This is a genomic window from Bacteroidales bacterium, from assembly GCA_016709865.1.
Lineage (GTDB): Bacteria > Bacteroidota > Bacteroidia > Bacteroidales > VadinHA17 > LD21.
In genome coordinates this window covers 750,543-767,474 of record JADJLX010000002.1, presented here as the reverse complement: position 1 = coordinate 767,474, position 16,932 = coordinate 750,543, and the positions used below count along the sequence as shown (strand labels likewise).

Annotated in this window: 16 protein-coding genes and 1 tRNA gene; 8 read left to right on the top strand and 9 right to left on the bottom strand. The window is 39.7% G+C overall.

Annotated features, from left to right (window positions below; all coding sequences use genetic code 11):
- From IPJ16_05305 to IPJ16_05275, 7 genes are all read right to left on the bottom strand, one after another.
- A complete protein-coding gene (locus IPJ16_05305; GenBank protein MBK7626607.1) occupies positions 1-1,050 on the bottom strand; it encodes a diphosphomevalonate decarboxylase in 1,050 nt (349 codons plus the stop codon).
- Entirely contained in the window at positions 1,047-1,997 is a 951-nt protein-coding gene (locus tag IPJ16_05300; GenBank protein ID MBK7626606.1) for a hypothetical protein, read from the bottom strand. The genes IPJ16_05305 and IPJ16_05300 overlap by 4 nt, the downstream gene beginning before the upstream one ends.
- Positions 1,997-3,307, bottom strand: coding sequence for a hydroxymethylglutaryl-CoA reductase, degradative (locus IPJ16_05295; GenBank protein ID MBK7626605.1), 1,311 nt, complete (start codon positions 3,305-3,307; stop codon positions 1,997-1,999). The genes IPJ16_05300 and IPJ16_05295 overlap by 1 nt, the downstream gene beginning before the upstream one ends.
- A 65-nt stretch (positions 3,308-3,372) precedes the next feature.
- A complete protein-coding gene (locus tag IPJ16_05290) occupies positions 3,373-4,536 on the bottom strand; it encodes an acyl-CoA dehydrogenase family protein (GenBank protein ID MBK7626604.1) in 1,164 nt (387 codons plus the stop codon).
- 7 nt (positions 4,537-4,543) lie between these two features.
- On the bottom strand, positions 4,544-5,344 hold the full coding sequence (locus IPJ16_05285; protein ID MBK7626603.1) for an enoyl-CoA hydratase/isomerase family protein: 801 nt from the start codon (positions 5,342-5,344) through the stop codon (positions 4,544-4,546).
- A gap of 11 nt (positions 5,345-5,355) precedes the next feature.
- Positions 5,356-6,954, bottom strand: a complete 1,599-nt coding sequence (locus IPJ16_05280) for a methylcrotonoyl-CoA carboxylase (GenBank protein MBK7626602.1) — start codon at positions 6,952-6,954, stop codon at positions 5,356-5,358.
- A gap of 161 nt (positions 6,955-7,115) precedes the next feature.
- A tRNA-His gene (locus IPJ16_05275) sits at positions 7,116-7,192 on the bottom strand.
- Between the two features lie 175 nt (positions 7,193-7,367).
- Here IPJ16_05275 and IPJ16_05270 point away from each other — a divergent pair.
- The 5 genes from IPJ16_05270 to coaD all read left to right on the top strand — a co-directional run bounded on the left by IPJ16_05270 (position 7,368) and on the right by coaD (position 13,630).
- Positions 7,368-8,717 carry an oligosaccharide flippase family protein gene (locus tag IPJ16_05270; protein ID MBK7626601.1) on the top strand — a complete coding sequence of 450 codons (1,350 nt, stop codon included), beginning with the start codon at positions 7,368-7,370 and terminating at the stop codon, positions 8,715-8,717.
- 132 nt (positions 8,718-8,849) lie between these two features.
- Positions 8,850-10,076: a GNAT family N-acetyltransferase gene (locus IPJ16_05265; protein ID MBK7626600.1), complete on the top strand. Its 1,227-nt coding sequence runs from the start codon at positions 8,850-8,852 to the stop codon at positions 10,074-10,076.
- Positions 10,077-10,178: 102 nt separating this feature from the next.
- Complete coding sequence (locus IPJ16_05260; protein MBK7626599.1) at positions 10,179-10,442, top strand: type B 50S ribosomal protein L31; 264 nt, start codon at positions 10,179-10,181, stop codon at positions 10,440-10,442.
- 246 nt (positions 10,443-10,688) lie between these two features.
- Entirely contained in the window at positions 10,689-13,151 is a 2,463-nt protein-coding gene (gene lon / locus IPJ16_05255) for an endopeptidase La (GenBank protein MBK7626598.1), read from the top strand.
- Complete coding sequence (coaD, locus tag IPJ16_05250; protein MBK7626597.1) at positions 13,148-13,630, top strand: pantetheine-phosphate adenylyltransferase; 483 nt, start codon at positions 13,148-13,150, stop codon at positions 13,628-13,630. The genes lon and coaD overlap by 4 nt, the downstream gene beginning before the upstream one ends.
- 4 nt (positions 13,631-13,634) lie before the next feature.
- Here coaD and IPJ16_05245 read toward each other — a convergent pair whose 3' ends face one another.
- Complete coding sequence (locus IPJ16_05245; protein ID MBK7626596.1) at positions 13,635-14,249, bottom strand: NUDIX domain-containing protein; 615 nt, start codon at positions 14,247-14,249, stop codon at positions 13,635-13,637.
- Between IPJ16_05245 and IPJ16_05240 the strand changes: the two genes are divergently transcribed.
- On the top strand, positions 14,250-14,882 hold the full coding sequence (locus IPJ16_05240) for an orotate phosphoribosyltransferase (protein ID MBK7626595.1): 633 nt from the start codon (positions 14,250-14,252) through the stop codon (positions 14,880-14,882).
- Between the two features lie 12 nt (positions 14,883-14,894).
- Positions 14,895-15,314: a hypothetical protein gene (locus IPJ16_05235; GenBank protein MBK7626594.1), complete on the top strand. Its 420-nt coding sequence runs from the start codon at positions 14,895-14,897 to the stop codon at positions 15,312-15,314.
- A 338-nt stretch (positions 15,315-15,652) separates the two neighbouring features.
- On the opposite strand, the gene IPJ16_05230 is transcribed toward IPJ16_05235, so the two are convergent.
- On the bottom strand, positions 15,653-16,393 hold the full coding sequence (locus IPJ16_05230) for a biotin--[acetyl-CoA-carboxylase] ligase (GenBank protein MBK7626593.1): 741 nt from the start codon (positions 16,391-16,393) through the stop codon (positions 15,653-15,655).
- A 156-nt stretch (positions 16,394-16,549) separates the two neighbouring features.
- Between IPJ16_05230 and rsfS the strand changes: the two genes are divergently transcribed.
- A complete protein-coding gene (gene rsfS, locus IPJ16_05225) occupies positions 16,550-16,930 on the top strand; it encodes a ribosome silencing factor (GenBank protein MBK7626592.1) in 381 nt (126 codons plus the stop codon).
- Positions 16,931-16,932 lie beyond the last annotated feature (2 nt).

Sequence of the window (16,932 nt, the reverse complement as noted above, 5' to 3'; positions counted from 1 at the left end):
TTAATTGACTAATTCCGGACCTTTTCCTATCCGGTCGTCTATCCAGATACCATTTTCACAAAAAGATATAAGATCAGATTTAATAAATGATACTATTCTTTCCCTGGCAATTGCAGGGTACAACAAATGGATATTGGGACCTGCATCTAGTGTGAAACTGAATTCAAGTCCTGATGATTGTCTGAACTTAGTTAGTCTGTCTATGATTTGAAGAGTCTCTGGCTTAATAAGAACATAAAAAGGATCTGATGTGAGAAACATTGCATGCAGATTCATAGCTTCATTTTCAGCGATAATTCTGAAAAGTTGTTCATCTCCTTCCTTTAATGCATTGACGAGCTTTATTGCATTAAGATTTCCTGTTTTGAATTTTGTATCTTTAAATGGATTCGATTCCATCAATTTATGTCCATCACTGCTTGTTACTTTCTTTATCCCCGAGCTGACAATGAGGATCGCATCATAAAAGTCATTGAAAATATTGTGAGGTTCTTTTGACAATGCAATTGCATAATTATCTGATGAGTCTGGTATCTCATCATTCTTACCCCAGAGTACCCAGCCTCCGTAAACTGATCTGCAGGCACTCCCTGAACCAAGTCTTGCCAAATGGGACGCTCTTCTGAAAAATGCCTTTTCATCCTCCTGCGGATTAGTCACTAATCTGTTGATAGAACAAAAACATAGTGACAGCGCACTTATTGATGAAGCCGATGAGGCGATACCTGCCGAGTGAGGGAATGAATTGGACGATTCAATACTCAGGTGAAGATGTTTCAGTGAGGGCAGCTCTTTTACTGCTGCTTCAAGGAACCTGCCTGCTCTTTCTTCAAAATTTATATTCTTCTCACCATTAAACAAAAAGCTGAATGAAGGAGTTCCTGAATTGACTTTTTGCGAATATTGAATAGTTGTCTCCGTATAACACTTAGACAGGGTCATACTTATCGAAGAATTCGCTGGCAACTGAATTCCTTTCTTCCCCCAGTATTTTACTACTGCAATATTTGATGGACTTCTCCATGTGACTTTTCCTGAATGAGTCATCATATTTCAGTAATCTTGTTTTTAATAATCTCGTCAAATCTGAATAGTATATTCAGATTTTTCTTAATAAAATATTGTTTTACACTTAGTATGTCAAGGGGTGATACAACCATTGCAAAATCACCACCCCATGCACCCAGTGACTTCATCTCACCTTTGAAGTCGGGAAAGTGCAATTCCTTGATTCTTTTCATCTTAAGTACTCCTGAAATAATTTTTTCATGCTCAACCATACACCTTACAAACTCTTCTACATTCTCTTCGGCGGCTATTTTTTCAGTCAGACTTGTTATCAATGGAATCAGAGTATCATTTTTTTTTACTGATTCAAGATTTTTTTCAATACTTGCCTTTGTACTTTGCTTTTGCCCCAGATAGATGAAGCTGATATATTTACTGAATACTGGATTGAAATACACTTGATTCGTTTCCTGGTGACCATTTTTTATCTGGTATATAACCGGAGCAGAGGACAATGAAGCTGCAATATCATATCCTGATCCGTTTGAGATCTGATTATTAAGCATAAACGGATCAATTCCTGCCCATTTCGACAGATTAACAGTTAAAGACGCACTGCTTCCCCATCCCCAATCCATACTGAAATTGACATCACAGGTAATTTCATATGATATTTCCTTATTGAATAATTCAGGTTTATACTTCTTAACAGCTCTGAGTATGCTTTGCAGTTCCCGGACGACTTCAGTATTTGAAGAATTTTTGATATCTAAGGTCTCACAGTTCAGTTCACAGTTAAACCATTGTTTACCAGGCTCATTTGTTTTCCAGATAATAGTATTGTTACCGTTCCTGCTGCTTAATATACTCATCTTCTGGCCATATTTAAGTGGCACAGCAAGAGCTTTTGCCCCGGTAAGCACGAAGTATTCACCCGATAGTATCAGGTTACCATTCGAGAACCATGAGATCTGCTTTTCCGGTTTCATTATTTTTCTCTTATTCTTATCAGGTAATCAGATATTGCTTTGAATGAAACTTGTTTGTCAATAAAGAAAGCTTCTGCTGATTTTTTCTCAGCATCAGTTACATTGAATTGATTAAGAATATTATTGAGATGGAGTTTCATATGGCCTTTCTGAATGCCATCGGTTATGAGTGAACGAACTGCTGAAAAATTATTAGCCAGTCCGGCACTGGCTGCAATTTGCATTAACTCACCCGCCGAAGGATTATGCATTATCTGAAGAGCCAGTCTGGCCATGGGATGTACTGAGGTTGCTCCGCCTACAGTACCCAGCGACAGGGGTACTCTGAGGGAATATATAAATCTGTTTTTATGCAACTCGATACTGGAAAGTGATCGGTATTTTCCTTCTCTTGCAGCATAAGCATGCCCGCAGGCTTCAGCAGCCCTGAAATCATTTGCAGTAGCAAGTAAAACGGCATCAATACCATTGAAGATACCTTTGTTGTGTGTGACTGCCCTTGAGACATTTTCATCAGCGATCTGCACAGCTTTCATGAATTTTAATGCAAATTGCTCAGGTGAAAGATGCCCTGATATCTGTGATAATTGACTGATATCGCATTCTGCTTTGCATTCAACAAGGCAGTCAGGGGTATAATTCGACAATATTGCCATTATTACCTCTGCATTATCTTCTGATTCACTGAAATTACGTCTTATGAAGGAAATTAGTTCCGATCCCATTGTCTCAAGGCACGTATTTATAAGGTTGGCACCCATTGAGTCTGCTGTTTCAAAATCGACATCAATTACATGATAATCATCCGTCCTATACTTGTTTTTATTTAAAGTTATACCGGTAATTCCTCCTCCTCTTTTTTCCATATTCTCTGTGAAATGTTTCACAGAAGCTTTCAGGGTTTCCTTAAGCTGATTAAAAAGTTTTTGCAGCTTTTCTATATCTCCGTGCCATGAAAAGTATATTTGCCCTGATTTTTTTGTTCCCTTAACCTCTGACGTAAATCCACCATTCAGGCTCCAGAATTTTGCAGCAAAAGAAGCGGCTGCCAACACAGAACTCTCTTCTGTCACCATTGGGACAAAATATAGTTTATCGTTTATTCGGAAGTTCGGAGCTATGCCAAACGGCAGTACATAATTTGAGATGTAGTTTTCGCTCAGATCCTGAATGATGCTTCCAAAACCTTTATAGTCTTCTTGAAATGCTTTCAGTATCTCCGTTTGATAACGATCGAGGGGGATATTCTTAACAAGAATGTCAGTTTTCGCTGAAAGACTTAGTTTTGAGAAACCACTTATAACTTGCATTGGATTAATCTATCATGTCACTTCTATTCTAACAACAGGATGAGAAAATTGTTTCATTCTCTGATTTACAGACCCAGATGTCTGGAAATCAAAACCTTCAGAATTTCTGAAGTGCCTTCACCAATCTGAAGTATCCTCTGGTCACGGTAAAACCTCTCTATATCATTGTTTTTCATTAAGCCATAGGCTCCATGTATCTGGACTGCCTCATCTGCTATTTCTTTGGCAATTTCCGAACAGTATAATTTGATTACTGCTGCCTCTTTTGAAAAAGGCAGTTTTGAGTCTTTTTTCCAACATGCATTATAGAGTGTGTTTCGGGCCAGTTCAAGCTTCATTTCCATTTCAGCGAGTTTGAAAGCTATTGATTGGAACTTTCCGATCGGCTGTTCGAACTGGTTTCTTTTTTTCGCATATTCCAATGCCATCTCAAATGCACCCTGTGCCAGACCTAATCCTATTGCAGCAATAGAAAGTCTGCCTGAATCTATTGTTTCAAGCATTATGTGAATGCCTTCACCTCTCTTGCCCAGTAAGTTACCCTCTGGAACCCTGCAATTACTGAATGTTAGTTTCCCTGTATCAACAGCTCTCCATACCATCTTATTGGTGATAGGTTCTGCAAAGTACCCTTCGCTGCCTTTTTCAATCAAAATGGCAGAGAACTCTTTCTTGTTGTTATTCTCTCCTGTAATTGCTAAGACTGTGATCCCGGCTGAGTGTCCTGATGCTGAGTTGGTGATAAACAGTTTTGATCCATTTATATTCCATTTTCCGCTCTCAAGCTCAGCCTTTGTTTTAATCCGTGTTACATCAGATCCGGCCTCAGCTTCAGTTAATCCGAAAGCCCAGAGATTCTCACCGCTGGTTAGACCAGGCAAATACCTGGACTTCTGTTCTGCAGTTCCGTGATTATAAATAGGTGCGATACCAAGTGAGTTATGTGCTGCCACAGTTGCTGCCTGAGAACTGTCAACTCTGGCAAGTTCTTCTACTGCAATAATATATGAAAGAGTATCCAGATTCTGACCACCATATTCCTTTGGGATCGAAATACCTAATAATCCCATTTCTCCAAGACGTCTGGTCAGGTGTGCCGAAAATGAGGCATCCTCATCGAGCTTCGCTGCTAATGGTCTTATCTCATGCTCTGCAAAAGATCTGATCTTTGATCTGAATCCAATATGGTGTTCTGTAAATAGTGGGTGAGAGTATATTTTGTTCTGCATGAATAGGTCATTTAAGTTTAATATTTTTCAAATTTTGTTTTCTGGTTAGAAATGCAGACATCCTTTCCCTCGAATCCTCTGACATCTTTAATCTGGTGATAGTCCTGACTGTATTCTCAATATTTTCAGGATTAATTAGAATCTTGTTAAAATCCCTGAATAAAAGTTTTGCTTCTGTAAGGGCATAAGCTGATACAGAATTTATTTTTTGAATTAAGTCATCAGAACTGATTTCCATTTCAGCGTTACTATTGCACAGGAAATCAATAAATCCTCTGTCATATGCTTCTTCAGCAGTAAATTCTCCGGAAGTGAAAGTCAGGTATTTTAAATCTGAAGGTCTGATTTTGGTAAGCAAATATGGCAGTATAACCGATGGTATTAACCCTAAGCGTAACTCAGGCAAACAGAATCTCGTTCCTCTTACTGCAAAAGTAAAATCAGCCACACCCGTGAATCCAAGTGCCCCTCCAAAAACATTTCCATGAACAAGATTAATGACAACTTTATCAGATTGATAAATAATCTGAAAGCACTCAGCTAGTTTTTCGCTGTCACTATAACAAACCTGATAATCATTTTCTCCTGAATTTATCATCCAGTTTAAATCTGCCCCTGAACAAAATGAATTCCCTTTCCCTCTCAGGATGATTACCATTATATTATCCTGAGTGCTTACCCATTTGAAGACTTTAATTAATTCTTCAATAAGGGGTGGATTGAGTGCATTTCCAATCTCCGGTTGATTTAACCAAACAGTGATTTGTTTCTCCTTTATTTCAGTTTCGATTCTTGTAAAATCAGACATAGTCTTGTAACTTACATTCTGTAAACCCCTGTCTTTGGTTCGGGGAATTGCCTGTTCAGTGACATTGATATAGCTGCAGCCAGAACTTTCCTCGTATCAGCAGGATCAATTATTCCATCGTCCCAGATTCTCGATGTGCTGTATAATGAGGAACTCTCAGTATCAAAATCCTTAAGGATTTTCTGTTTCAGAATTTCATTGTCGTCTGCAGAAAGATTATTATTTCCGTTCTTTAATCTGATACTTTCTAATACATGCGACGCTTGTTCCCCGCCCATTACTGTAATTCTCGAATTCGGCCAGATAAATAGCAGGTTGGAGTTGAATGCCCTTCCCGCCATTGCATAATTTCCGGCACCGGAGGATGTGCCTATGATGATAGTAAATTTTGGTACATTCGCATTCGCAACTGCTTGTATCATTTTTGCACCGTCCTTTGCGATGCCTTTGTGTTCATATTCTTTACCTACCATGAAACCGGCAATATTCTGAAGAAATACTATCGGGATGTTTCTGCTGCAGCACAATTCAATAAAATGAGTTGCCTTCAGAGTTGATTCAGAGAAAAGTATACCATTATTGGCGATGATACCAATATTATACCCCTCTATCCTTGCGAAGCCGGTTACAATTGTTTTTCCATAGTTTGCTTTAAATTCCTGTAATCGGCTGCCGTCAACCAGTCTTGCAATAACTTCATAGATATTTATTGCCTTTTTACTGCTTAAGGGGATAAGTCCATAAATCTCATTAACAGGATATTGTGGTTCCTTGGGATCAATTCTGTCGAGATGCTGTTTTTGAGTTTTATTAAAATGTTGAAAAATGTCCCTGCATAAGGACAGGGCATGTTCTTCATTTTCTGCAAAATGATCGGCTACGCCAGAAATTGATGTATGGACAAATGCCCCGCCCAGTTCCTCAATTGTCACTATTTCGCCGGTGGCGGCCTCTACCAGAGGTGGTCCGGCAAGAAATATTGAACCTGTATCTTTAACAATTATGCTTTCATCACTCATTGCCGGAATATAAGCGCCACCTGCTGTACAGAAGCCCATAACAACAGAGACCTGTGGTATTCGTTCAGCCGATAAAACCGCCTGATTATAAAATATCTTTCCAAAATGATCCTTATCCGGATATACATTCGCCTGTTCAGGTAAGTATATACCACCCGAATCAATCAGATATACAACCGGAATATTGTTCTGCAAAGCAATTTCCTGTGCCCTGAGGTGTTTTTTAATGGTTTCATAAACATATGTTCCTCCTTTAACTGTAGCATCGTTGGCAATAATTATAGTTTCCCGGCCATGTATAATACCCAATCCGGTTATAATACCGGCTCCCGGAAACCGGTTGCTGTATTTCTGATATGCCGCAAGAGGGGAGAATTCCAGAAAATCACTCTCTTTATCAATCAGCAGCTTTATTCTTTCATGAGCCAACAATTTCCCTCTCTTTTTGTGCTGTGCTACTATCTTGTCATCTCTTTTTTCACGAACTGTGTCTGTAATGTCCTGAATATTCTTATATAAAGATTTGTTATACTTATAGTTAGCCTTAAATTCTTCAGAATGATTTTTTACAGAGGATTTTAGTACCAACATAGATTTGTTCTGGTTTAATTAGATATTGATTGATTAACATTTTAAACCTTGAAAAGTTTAATGGAAAATAATCAGAGGGATTCTGAGAGACATTAACTATCACGGGGATTAAACAGACAAAAAATCCCGGAATCTTTTTTAAGATACCCGGGATTTATTTTTGGGGTGGAAGATGGGGCTCGAACCCACGACCTTCGGAACCACAATCCGACGTTCTAACCGACTGAACTACATCCACCGTTTCAGGAGTGCAAAATAAGTTCAAAATTTCTATTTCACAAAATTTATATTTTATTTTCTCATACTATACTCAATTACTATCTTTGCGGGGTTCGAAAAAAATGAACTTCGTCGGACAATTTATTTTGAAATATACTGTTTAGAGGGAGATTCAAATATTCAGTAATCAGGTTTTGAAAAGATTAAAATTTATAGATAACATTTCGGGGCTGCAACTCTATCAGTTGATGAAGCCGGTTATCTTCCTCATTATTAGTATAGTCTTTACAAAAAGCCATCTTACACGGGCTGATATAGGTAAGTGGGAAATGTTCATGTTCATTGCAGGACTGATGACCTTTTTCTGGGTTACAGGAATCATCCAGTCACTTCTTCCGCTCTACCACAGGAATAAAACTTACAGGAAAATTGGCGATAATGGCACTGATAAATCACCTGAGATTTTCAATGCTTTTCTGTTGTTGTGTTTTTTCAGCCTCCTGTTTTTTATCCTGGGGCACTCACTGAAGAATAATTTTTCGGTTTTCCATATATCGGGTAACGTTCCGTATATTAACCTTCTGCTGCTCTATATTCTGCTTAACAGCCCTGTCCAGATAATTGAATATATCTACCTCCTTAATAACAGGGCTTACCGCATATTCCAGTACGGCCTATACACATTTACAGCCCAGCTGTTATTCATAATAATCCCTTTAATACTCGAACAGGATATAATATGGTCGATTTATGGACTGCTGTTAATCACTGTAGCAAGATGGATCTGGCTGATCATCCTTCTCAGAAGGTATACTGAAATGAGAATTTCTGTTGAATTTATGAAGGAGCATCTCTATCTTGCCACCCCTCTGATTCTTACAACTCTGATCAGCGGATCGGCCCAGTATACCGATGGAGTAATTGTCTCAGCCGTGTACCGCGACCCCGCAATGTTTGCATGGTTCCGCTACGGTGCCAAAGAGTTTCCTCTGGTGCTCATGCTTGCAAACGGACTGAGTAATGCTATGCTTCCGGAGTTCTCGACTCGTGAGAGAATGAAAGAGTCGCTTGCCAAAATACGCGCCAAATCGAAGCGCCTGATGCATATACTCTTTCCTGCAGCCATCATGATGATGATCTTTTCGAGATGGCTCTACCCGCGTATGTTCAACTCTGAATTTCATAAGAGCGCCGATATCTTTCTTATCTATTCCCTGCTGATTATACCAAGACTGGTATTTCCGCAGACTATTATTGTCGGCAGGAAGAAAACACACATTACCCTTATAGCTGCAATTCTTGAGCTTGCAATAAATATACCTCTCAGTCTTCTCATGATCAAATGGGGTTATAATATTGTGGGGGTAGCCCTGTCAACACTAATTGTGTATATAATAGGTAAAGCTTTTCTGGTAGGATATCTGTGGTATAAAATGAAAATCAGGCCTTCAGAATATATTCCACTCAGACTTTATGCGATTTATTGTGCTCTGATCTCTATCGTATTTGTCCTTATCGACCACAGGATAATCGACATAAGGTAGCCAACTCCGGTCTTCCGTCTCCTCTCTTCCGTCTTCGGTCTTCGGTCTTCCGTCTTCCGTCTTCTGTCTTCCGTCTTTTTCAAATTTCTGCTATATTTGCACCGGATTATTCAGATTAAAGCGATAATCGCTATGCAGATAGTTGAGGTCTTGTCAAAACACGACAGAAGAGAATTTATTGATTTCCCCAAAAGGTTATATAAGAAAGATCCTTTCTGGGTTTGCCAGCTCGATTCTGCACTTGAATCTGTCTTTGATCCGGCAACGAACTTTACATTTAAACATGGTGAGGCTGTCAGATGGATACTAAGAGATGATAATGGACATGTTATCGGCAGGGTGGCGGCTTTCATCGACAGGGTCAGATCAGCTGCAAACAGTCAGCCTACAGGTGGTCTCGGATACTTTGAAGTGATCGAAAACCGTGATGCCGCTTTTTTACTTTTTGATACTGCCCGCGGTTGGCTGTCAAAACGCGGAATGGCGGCAATGGATGGTCCTGTTAACTTTGGTGAGAACGATAATAACTGGGGACTTCTTGTTGATGGATTCGTGCAGCAGGGTTTTGGAATGCCCTACCACAAAAAGTATTATCGTGCTTTTTTTGAGGAGTATGGATTCAAAAACTATTTTGAACAGTACTCATATCACAGGGAAATAAGAAATGCAGATAAGGAAATAGTGATGTTTCCTGAGAGGATAATGAAAATTGCCGAATGGCTTTCAAAACGCCCGGGCTATTCCTTTCGTCATTTTGAATTCAGAAACAAGGATAAGTATGTAAATGATATAGTTGAAATATACAATTCCACATGGTCGGTCTTTAAGGAAGATTTTACACCTCTTGATCCGGCTTTTCTTGAGGAATCGCTGAAAAAGGCAAAATATGTTGTTGATGAGGATCTCATATGGTTTGCATACTTTAATGACAGACCTATTGCATTTTTTATCCTGTTTCCCGATCTGAATCAGATTCTGAAACATTTCAATGGCAGCATCAATCCGTTTAATATGCTGAGATTCCTCTATTTCAGGGCTGCTCATAAGATGACACGTATGAGGGCAATAGTAGGAGGTGTGCATCCTTCATACCAGAACAGCGGCGTTGAATCAGCAATTTTTTTGCAGCTCTACGGTGAATTTAAGAAGAAACCATGGTTCAAAGAGCTGGAGCTGTCATGGGTTGGAGATTATAATCCCAAAATGATAGCAATCTACGAAGCACTGGGAGCAAAAAAGGCTAAAACACATATTACGTACAGATATTTCATTAATAAAGACCTTCCTTTTAAAAGATATAAGGAGGAGATGTCTGAAAATCAGGGACTTAATTTGGATATTCAACATAATAAGCAATAATTTCATATTTATTTTTGTATTTTGAATAATGTTAATTAATTTTGCAAGCCCTAATACGAGGGAATTTTACACGGGTTTTAAAGGACAAAAAAATATAGAACAATGAAAACTGGTATTCATCCAAGCAATTACAGGTTTGTAGTATTTCAGGATATGTCGAACGGAATCTCATTCCTGACTAAGTCAACTGCACCTTCTAAAGAGAACATTAAATGGGAAGATGGAAACGAGTATCCTCTCCTTAAACTTGAAATTTCAAATACCTCCCACCCATTCTATACAGGTAAAATGAAACTTGTGGATACAGCTGGTAGGGTTGATAAATTCAACACCCGTTACAAAGACAGTCTGGGTAAAAAGAAATAATTATCAGAAGATATTTCCGGGGACATGCCACAGCATGTCCTTTTTTTTTGCATAAATTTTCTGTGGCACAATCATTGCAATGCCCTTATTCAGGACAGTTGTAAAAATTATATGTAATTTTGACATAATTGCAGGAACTTAAGTCCCTCTCCCCCGGGAGAGGGATTTAGGGTGAGGTAGAACGGGGCACAGTTGAAAAGAAAACGTTTAACTTAATTTATAGTAAGGTAAGGAGTCTAGGGATACATGGAAAGAAAATTCAGGAAGTCAGTTGGTGAAATATTGTTGCCGGATATACTTGATGGTGAAGGAGATATAATTCCTATTATTGCCGATGGCGATGATGGTGAACTGGAGGATGTTGAGGTTCCGGAAACAATTCCGATACTCTCTCTCAGGAATACTGTATTGTTTCCCGGAGTGGTTCTTCCTATTTCCATTGGCCGGCCCCGCTCCATCCAGCTTATAAAGGATGCCTATCGTAACGATAAAATTGTTGGTACCGTTGCTCAGAAAGATCCGGATACCGAAAATCCGGAATTCAAGGACCTTCACACAGTGGGAACTATCGGACAGATAGTCAAGCTTCTGGAGATGCCCGACGGATCAACAACTGCCATAATTCAGGGCAGAAAAAGGATGGTTTTGCACGAGCTTGTCTCTGATGATCCCTATTTTATTGCCAGGGTAAAAACTATCCCCGAAGTAAAACCTGACATTATCAGTAAGGATTTTGATGCAATCGTCGGTTCGCTTAAAGATCTGTCACTTAAGATTATAAAGATTAATCCCAATATTAGTCCTGAAGCTTCCTTTGCTATAAAGAACATCGAGAACAACACTTACCTTATTAACTTCATCTGCTCAAATACAGATATTAAAGTTCAGGATAAGCAGAAGCTGCTCGAAATGACCAGTTTGCGCGACAGGGGTTTCATGCTTCTCGAATTTCTTGTTCAGGAGATACAGGTGCTTGAACTTAAAAATGAGCTGCAGTCAAAGGTAAAGAGCGATCTCGACCAGCAGCAGCGGGAGTTCCTTCTGCATCAGCAGATGAAGACTATTCAGAATGAGCTTGGAGGTAACCCGGTTGAAAAAGAGATAGAGGAATACAGGAAGAAAGCTGAAGGCAAAAGCTGGAATGAGGATGTCAGAAAGGTATTCGATAAAGAACTCGATAAGCTTCATCGTCTGAATCCTGCAGCTGCTGAATACTCTGTGCAGGTAAACTATATTCAGACTCTTCTCGATCTTCCCTGGAACTTATATTCCCAGGATAACCTCGATCTCAAAAATGCACGAAAGGTTCTCGATGAAGACCATTTTGGACTCGATGAGGTGAAAGAGAGGATCCTTGAACATTTGGCAGTATTAAAACTTAAAGGCGATCTAAAATCACCGATATTGTGTCTTTATGGACCTCCGGGAGTTGGAAAAACATCACTCGGCAGATCTGTAGCCAAAGCCCTCGACAGAAAGTATGTCAGAATGTCATTAGGCGGTCTGCACGATGAGGCTGAGATCAGGGGGCACAGAAAAACATATATCGGGGCAATGCCCGGACGAATTATTCAAAACATTAAAAGAGCAGGTTCTTCAAACCCTGTTTTTATCCTGGATGAAATTGATAAGGTAGGACAGGATTTCAGGGGCGATCCGTCATCAGCTCTTCTCGAAGTGCTTGATCCTGAGCAAAACAGTACATTTTTCGACAATTTTCTTGAAATGGAATACGATCTGTCGAAAGTTCTGTTCATAGCAACTGCAAATAACCTAGCAACTATTAGTCCTGCCCTCAAAGACAGGATGGAGATGATCGAGATAACAGGATACCTGGTTGAGGAGAAGCTTGAAATAGCAAAACGGCATCTTTTTCCTAAACAACTCGAGAATCACGGTGTAAAAGCTGATCAGGTTACGATCGACAAGAAAGTGATGGAATCTGTTATAGAAAAATATACCAGGGAGTCAGGTGTGAGGGAACTCGATAAAAGACTTGCAAAAATTGTAAGGGTCACAGCCAAAAACATAGCATCCGAAACAGAATACAGCCATGCTCTCACACAGGAGTCTCTGAACGAAGTGCTCGGACCCCCGAAATATACCAGAGATCTCTATGCGGGCAACGATCAGGCTGGTGTTGTGACTGGTCTGGCATGGACTGCAGCAGGAGGGGAGATCCTCTTTGTTGAGACCAGTCTGAGCAGAGGGACAGGCAAGCTCACTCTTACGGGAAATCTTGGGGAGGTTATGAAAGAGTCTGCCATTATTGCCCTTGAGTATCTGAAGTCAAACGCTGAACTGCTTGATCTTCCTGATAATTTCTCGGAGAAGTGGAATATTCATATTCATGTTCCCGAAGGCGCTATACCGAAAGACGGACCGTCGGCTGGTATTACAATGGCGACATCAATCGCATCAGCCTTTACTCAGAGGAAAGTCAAGAAATATCTTGCAATGACCGGCGAGATTACCCTGAGGGGAAAAGTCCTGCCAGTTGGAGGTATCAAGGAAAAAATCCTGGCCGCAAAACGGGCAAGTATTAAGGAAATTATTGTTTCTGAAGAGAACAGAAAAGATGTTGAAAATATTAAAGAAGTATATATCAGAGGATTGAAATTTCATTACGTTGAAACAATTATGGGAGTTCTGGAACTCGCCCTGCTTAACCAGAAAGTTAAGAATCCCAAAAAAATATCATTTGAATGAAAAAGATAGCTGTTTTTCCCGGATCATTCGATCCGTTCACAATTGGTCACGAAGCAATAGTGAGAAGAGCTCTGAGCCTGTTTGATGAAATAATTATTGCTGTAGGGGCAAACGCTTTGAAAAAAAGTTTCTACACTCTTGAGGTAAGAAAAGAGATGATTGCCAAAGTGTTTCATAATGAGCCCAGGATTAAAGTTGATCACTATGAAGGACTTACAGTAGATTATTGCAGGACAAAAGGTGCCGGATTCGTCCTGAGAGGATTAAGAACGGCTGCAGATTTCGAGTTCGAAAGAGCCATCGGTCAGGTAAATAAAGCAATCGCTCCGGGAATTGAATCTGTATTCCTTCTTACAGTACCTGAACACTCTTTTATCAATTCAACTATTGTACGTGATATTATCAGAAGCGGGGGAGATGCTTCCAGGTTCGTTCCGGCTGCTATTAAACTTAAGGATTATAAAGGAAGCGAAGAATAGTAATTTATCTCAGAATAGAATCGTTTATAAGGTCCATCAGCGACAACCAGGCATTTGTCTTAAGTGAATTAAGCTCATCAGGCAGTAGCCATTCAACTTTTGTAATTCCTTCTTCAACCTGAGGTTCGGTAATCATTTCGCCATCGTATTGCATCAGAAACCAGCTTGTCTTTTTCAGGTATGAAATCCCTTCCCAGCTATAGGTATGGTAACTTGGAGTGATGGGTTTTACAATTGTGTGTCCTGAAATCCCGCACTCCTCACTTACTTCCCTGATTGCACACGTTTCAGGTTCTTCCCCAGGCTCCAGATGCCCTTTTGGCAGATCGAGCTTCCCTTTCTTCTCGATAAACAGGTATCTGCCGGATGTGTGTTTCACAAGTCCGCCTGCAGCTCCGACTTCAGTGAAATATATCCTGAAGAGCTTCCAGATGAACTTAATATCGGGTCCATAGATATTTATTGCATGAATGTTCTTATCTGTCTGAAAATCAGATATTAATTTATAAAGTTCGCTTGTGTCATTGAATTTATGGAATAAGCCGTACTTTTGTAACCGGTCAGGTTCAGGGCTTATTGTTATGAATCTGTTTTCGAAATGAACTTTATACATATTCATATGGAGAATTGTGCAAAAAAAACTGCTGAATATCTTTTACAAATTAAAGCAATTAAATTGCAACCGTCAAATCCATTTACATGGGCTTCAGGATGGAAATCACCTATTTATTGCGATAACCGCAAAACATTATCATTTCCCGAAGTTAGGTCTTTTATCCGCGATTCATTCGCAGACATGATCAGCGAACTCTATCCCGGTGCTGAAATGATTGCAGGAGTAGCTACCGGAGCTATTGCCCATGGAGCACTTGCTGCCGATAAACTTGGATTGCCGTTTATCTATGTGCGTTCAGGCGCTAAGGAACATGGCCTTGGGAACCAGATTGAGGGGTATTATGAAAAAGGCCAGAAAGTCGTTGTTATCGAGGATCTGATCTCAACCGGGGGAAGCAGTCTCATCGCTGTTAAGGCCTTGCAGGAAGCTGGTTGTGAAGTACTTGGAATGGTTGCTATTTTTACTTATGAATTTAAAAAAGCCTCCGACGGCTTTGCTTCTGAGCATTGCAAACTTGATACCTTAAGCAATTATACTGCACTAATTGAAACAGCAGTAAAAACAGGATATATTGGTGAAGCGGAGGTTGAAACGCTTAAAAAGTGGAGGGTTGATCCTTCGGTTTGGGGTGTATAAAAAGGGGAGACTATGAGCGATATTTCTTATTTTGAAAGCAGAAAGGGAAACCTTACATGTTCTGCACAGGAGTGTTTTAATTTTACTACCGACTTGCGTCACTTTGAAGGACTCATTCCAAATAACACAATCAATAACTGGAAAGCTGAAAAAGAGTCCTGCAGTTTTACAGTCTCTATGCTGGGTACTGTAAGCGTCAGGCTCACTGATAAGGAGATGTATAAGAGGGTTGTTTATAAAGGCGACGCTCTTAAAAAAAATGATTTCGAGCTTGTGTTAAATATTTCAGGTGATGGTGCTCAACCGGCTGAAGTTAAGGTCATCCTCAATGCTGAGCTTAATCCCATGATGAAGATGATCGCGGCAAAACCAATTGAGCAGTTTCTTGAGATGCTCATAAATGAAATGGAGAAATTTAAGGGCTGGAAGTAAAACCAATAGACTTAATTGTATACCCTGCTAAGTTCCGGGGATCCTTCGCTATCGCTCAGGATGACAGGGCTTTTGGAGACAAGCAGGGGAAAGAAATGGCGATTCGCTGAAAGATATCGAACAGTTCAAATTTTTGTGCGAATCGCCATTTCTTTCCCCCTCAGACCCAGATTCGTCTGTCATCCCGAAGCGCCAGCGAGGGATCTCATGGAATGAGCAGACATTAAATTATACCATAACCCTTAAACCAGACCTGTATAATTAAGAAGCGCCACCGAGGGATCTCCTTGAGCGAGCAGGCGTTTTATTACCAAATTACTTAAGTTGCCACTGCCATTTCAAATGATAAACTCCACCTCTTTGAAAGAGTACTCATTTATTGATCCTGGCTTTGTTTCAACATGAAGCCTGCCATTTTCTGAGACTGAAATTATTCGTCCTGTAAATACCCCGGTGCCATCCCTGTAGCTTGCCCATTCATTCAATCTGAAGAGTTTTGAAGTATACTCTTCCCGCAGCTGAGTAAATTTCTCTGATAAAACCTGTTTATACCGCTTATCGAGGTAAGTTGCCAGTCTTAAAAGTGAATCATTCAGATCATACTCTTTCCCGGTGATCATCTTCAGCGAAACCGGATTAGGTGCATCACTCAGAAATTTAACCTGGTTTAAATTGAGTCCTATACCTGCTACTGAATCTTCAAGCATATTGCCCATTATGGTATTCTCAATTAAAATACCTGCTATTTTGTCATTGTTTACATAAATGTCATTAGGCCATTTCACTCTGCAAACCGGAATATGACTCTCCAGAAAATCACATATTCCAAGTGAAATTGCCATCGAAATTATAAACTGATCTGCCGGATTAACAACAGTTGGATATAGTAAAATGCTGAATAACAGATTTTTACCATCCTCGCTCTCCCAGCCATTGCCTGCATAACCTCGTCCTGCCGACTGGTAATTTGTATAGATAACCGTACCTTCTTTTGAGTTTTTAGCTCTAAGAATCTGACTGGCATACGTATTTGTCGATGGCAGTTTCGCCTTAAAAATTAATTCTGAACCTATTATCATGAATATCAGATATATAAATATAATTTTTTAAAGTATTTTTCAATGCTTTTCTTTGCAGTGAAAGTTGGCATTGAAATTGCAAATCGGGTATACTGTACCAAAAGTACAGATAAAAGTGGTACTTTTGCGGCTAAAATAACGAACTGATAATAATTGATGAAGAAAAGAACGGACGAAACTGAAGTACTTTTAAACAATATAGTAAAGGGGATTTTCGAAAAGAAGGGACATGATGTCCTGAAAATCGACCTAAGGAAGCTTGAGAACAGGATAACAGATTATTTTGTAATATGCCATGCACCCTCGACATCTCAGGTGAGCGCACTTAGCGATTCAGTGGAAGATACAGTAAGGAAAGAGACTGGAGAAAAACCTTTGCACCTTGAGGGTCTCGATAATTGTTACTGGGTGCTGGTAGATTACGGGAATGTAATCGTACATATATTCCTCGAAGAGTACAGAAACTTTTACAGCCTTGAGTCTCTCTGGGCTGATGCCAGAATAGAAAAAATGGAAGATACTTTACAGAAAGCTTAATA

What these genes read in the sequence shown, in the direction of transcription:
- IPJ16_05240 (MBK7626595.1), top strand. Translation starts at nt 14,250, where the DNA reads ATGGAGAATTGTGCAAAAAAAACTGCTGAATATCTTTTACAAATTAAA.
- IPJ16_05265 (MBK7626600.1), top strand. Translation starts at nt 8,850, where the DNA reads ATGCAGATAGTTGAGGTCTTGTCAAAACACGACAGAAGAGAATTTATT.
- IPJ16_05280 (MBK7626602.1), bottom strand. Translation starts at nt 6,954, where the DNA reads ATGTTGGTACTAAAATCCTCTGTAAAAAATCATTCTGAAGAATTTAAG.
- coaD (MBK7626597.1), top strand. Translation starts at nt 13,148, where the DNA reads ATGAAAAAGATAGCTGTTTTTCCCGGATCATTCGATCCGTTCACAATT.
- IPJ16_05305 (MBK7626607.1), bottom strand. Translation starts at nt 1,050, where the DNA reads ATGATGACTCATTCAGGAAAAGTCACATGGAGAAGTCCATCAAATATT.
- IPJ16_05230 (MBK7626593.1), bottom strand. Translation starts at nt 16,393, where the DNA reads ATGATAATAGGTTCAGAATTAATTTTTAAGGCGAAACTGCCATCGACA.
- IPJ16_05245 (MBK7626596.1), bottom strand. Translation starts at nt 14,249, where the DNA reads ATGAATATGTATAAAGTTCATTTCGAAAACAGATTCATAACAATAAGC.
- IPJ16_05295 (MBK7626605.1), bottom strand. Translation starts at nt 3,307, where the DNA reads ATGCAAGTTATAAGTGGTTTCTCAAAACTAAGTCTTTCAGCGAAAACT.
- IPJ16_05285 (MBK7626603.1), bottom strand. Translation starts at nt 5,344, where the DNA reads ATGTCTGATTTTACAAGAATCGAAACTGAAATAAAGGAGAAACAAATC.
- rsfS (MBK7626592.1), top strand. Translation starts at nt 16,550, where the DNA reads ATGAAGAAAAGAACGGACGAAACTGAAGTACTTTTAAACAATATAGTA.
- IPJ16_05290 (MBK7626604.1), bottom strand. Translation starts at nt 4,536, where the DNA reads ATGCAGAACAAAATATACTCTCACCCACTATTTACAGAACACCATATT.
- IPJ16_05235 (MBK7626594.1), top strand. Translation starts at nt 14,895, where the DNA reads ATGAGCGATATTTCTTATTTTGAAAGCAGAAAGGGAAACCTTACATGT.
- IPJ16_05260 (MBK7626599.1), top strand. Translation starts at nt 10,179, where the DNA reads ATGAAAACTGGTATTCATCCAAGCAATTACAGGTTTGTAGTATTTCAG.
- lon (MBK7626598.1), top strand. Translation starts at nt 10,689, where the DNA reads ATGGAAAGAAAATTCAGGAAGTCAGTTGGTGAAATATTGTTGCCGGAT.
- IPJ16_05300 (MBK7626606.1), bottom strand. Translation starts at nt 1,997, where the DNA reads ATGAAACCGGAAAAGCAGATCTCATGGTTCTCGAATGGTAACCTGATA.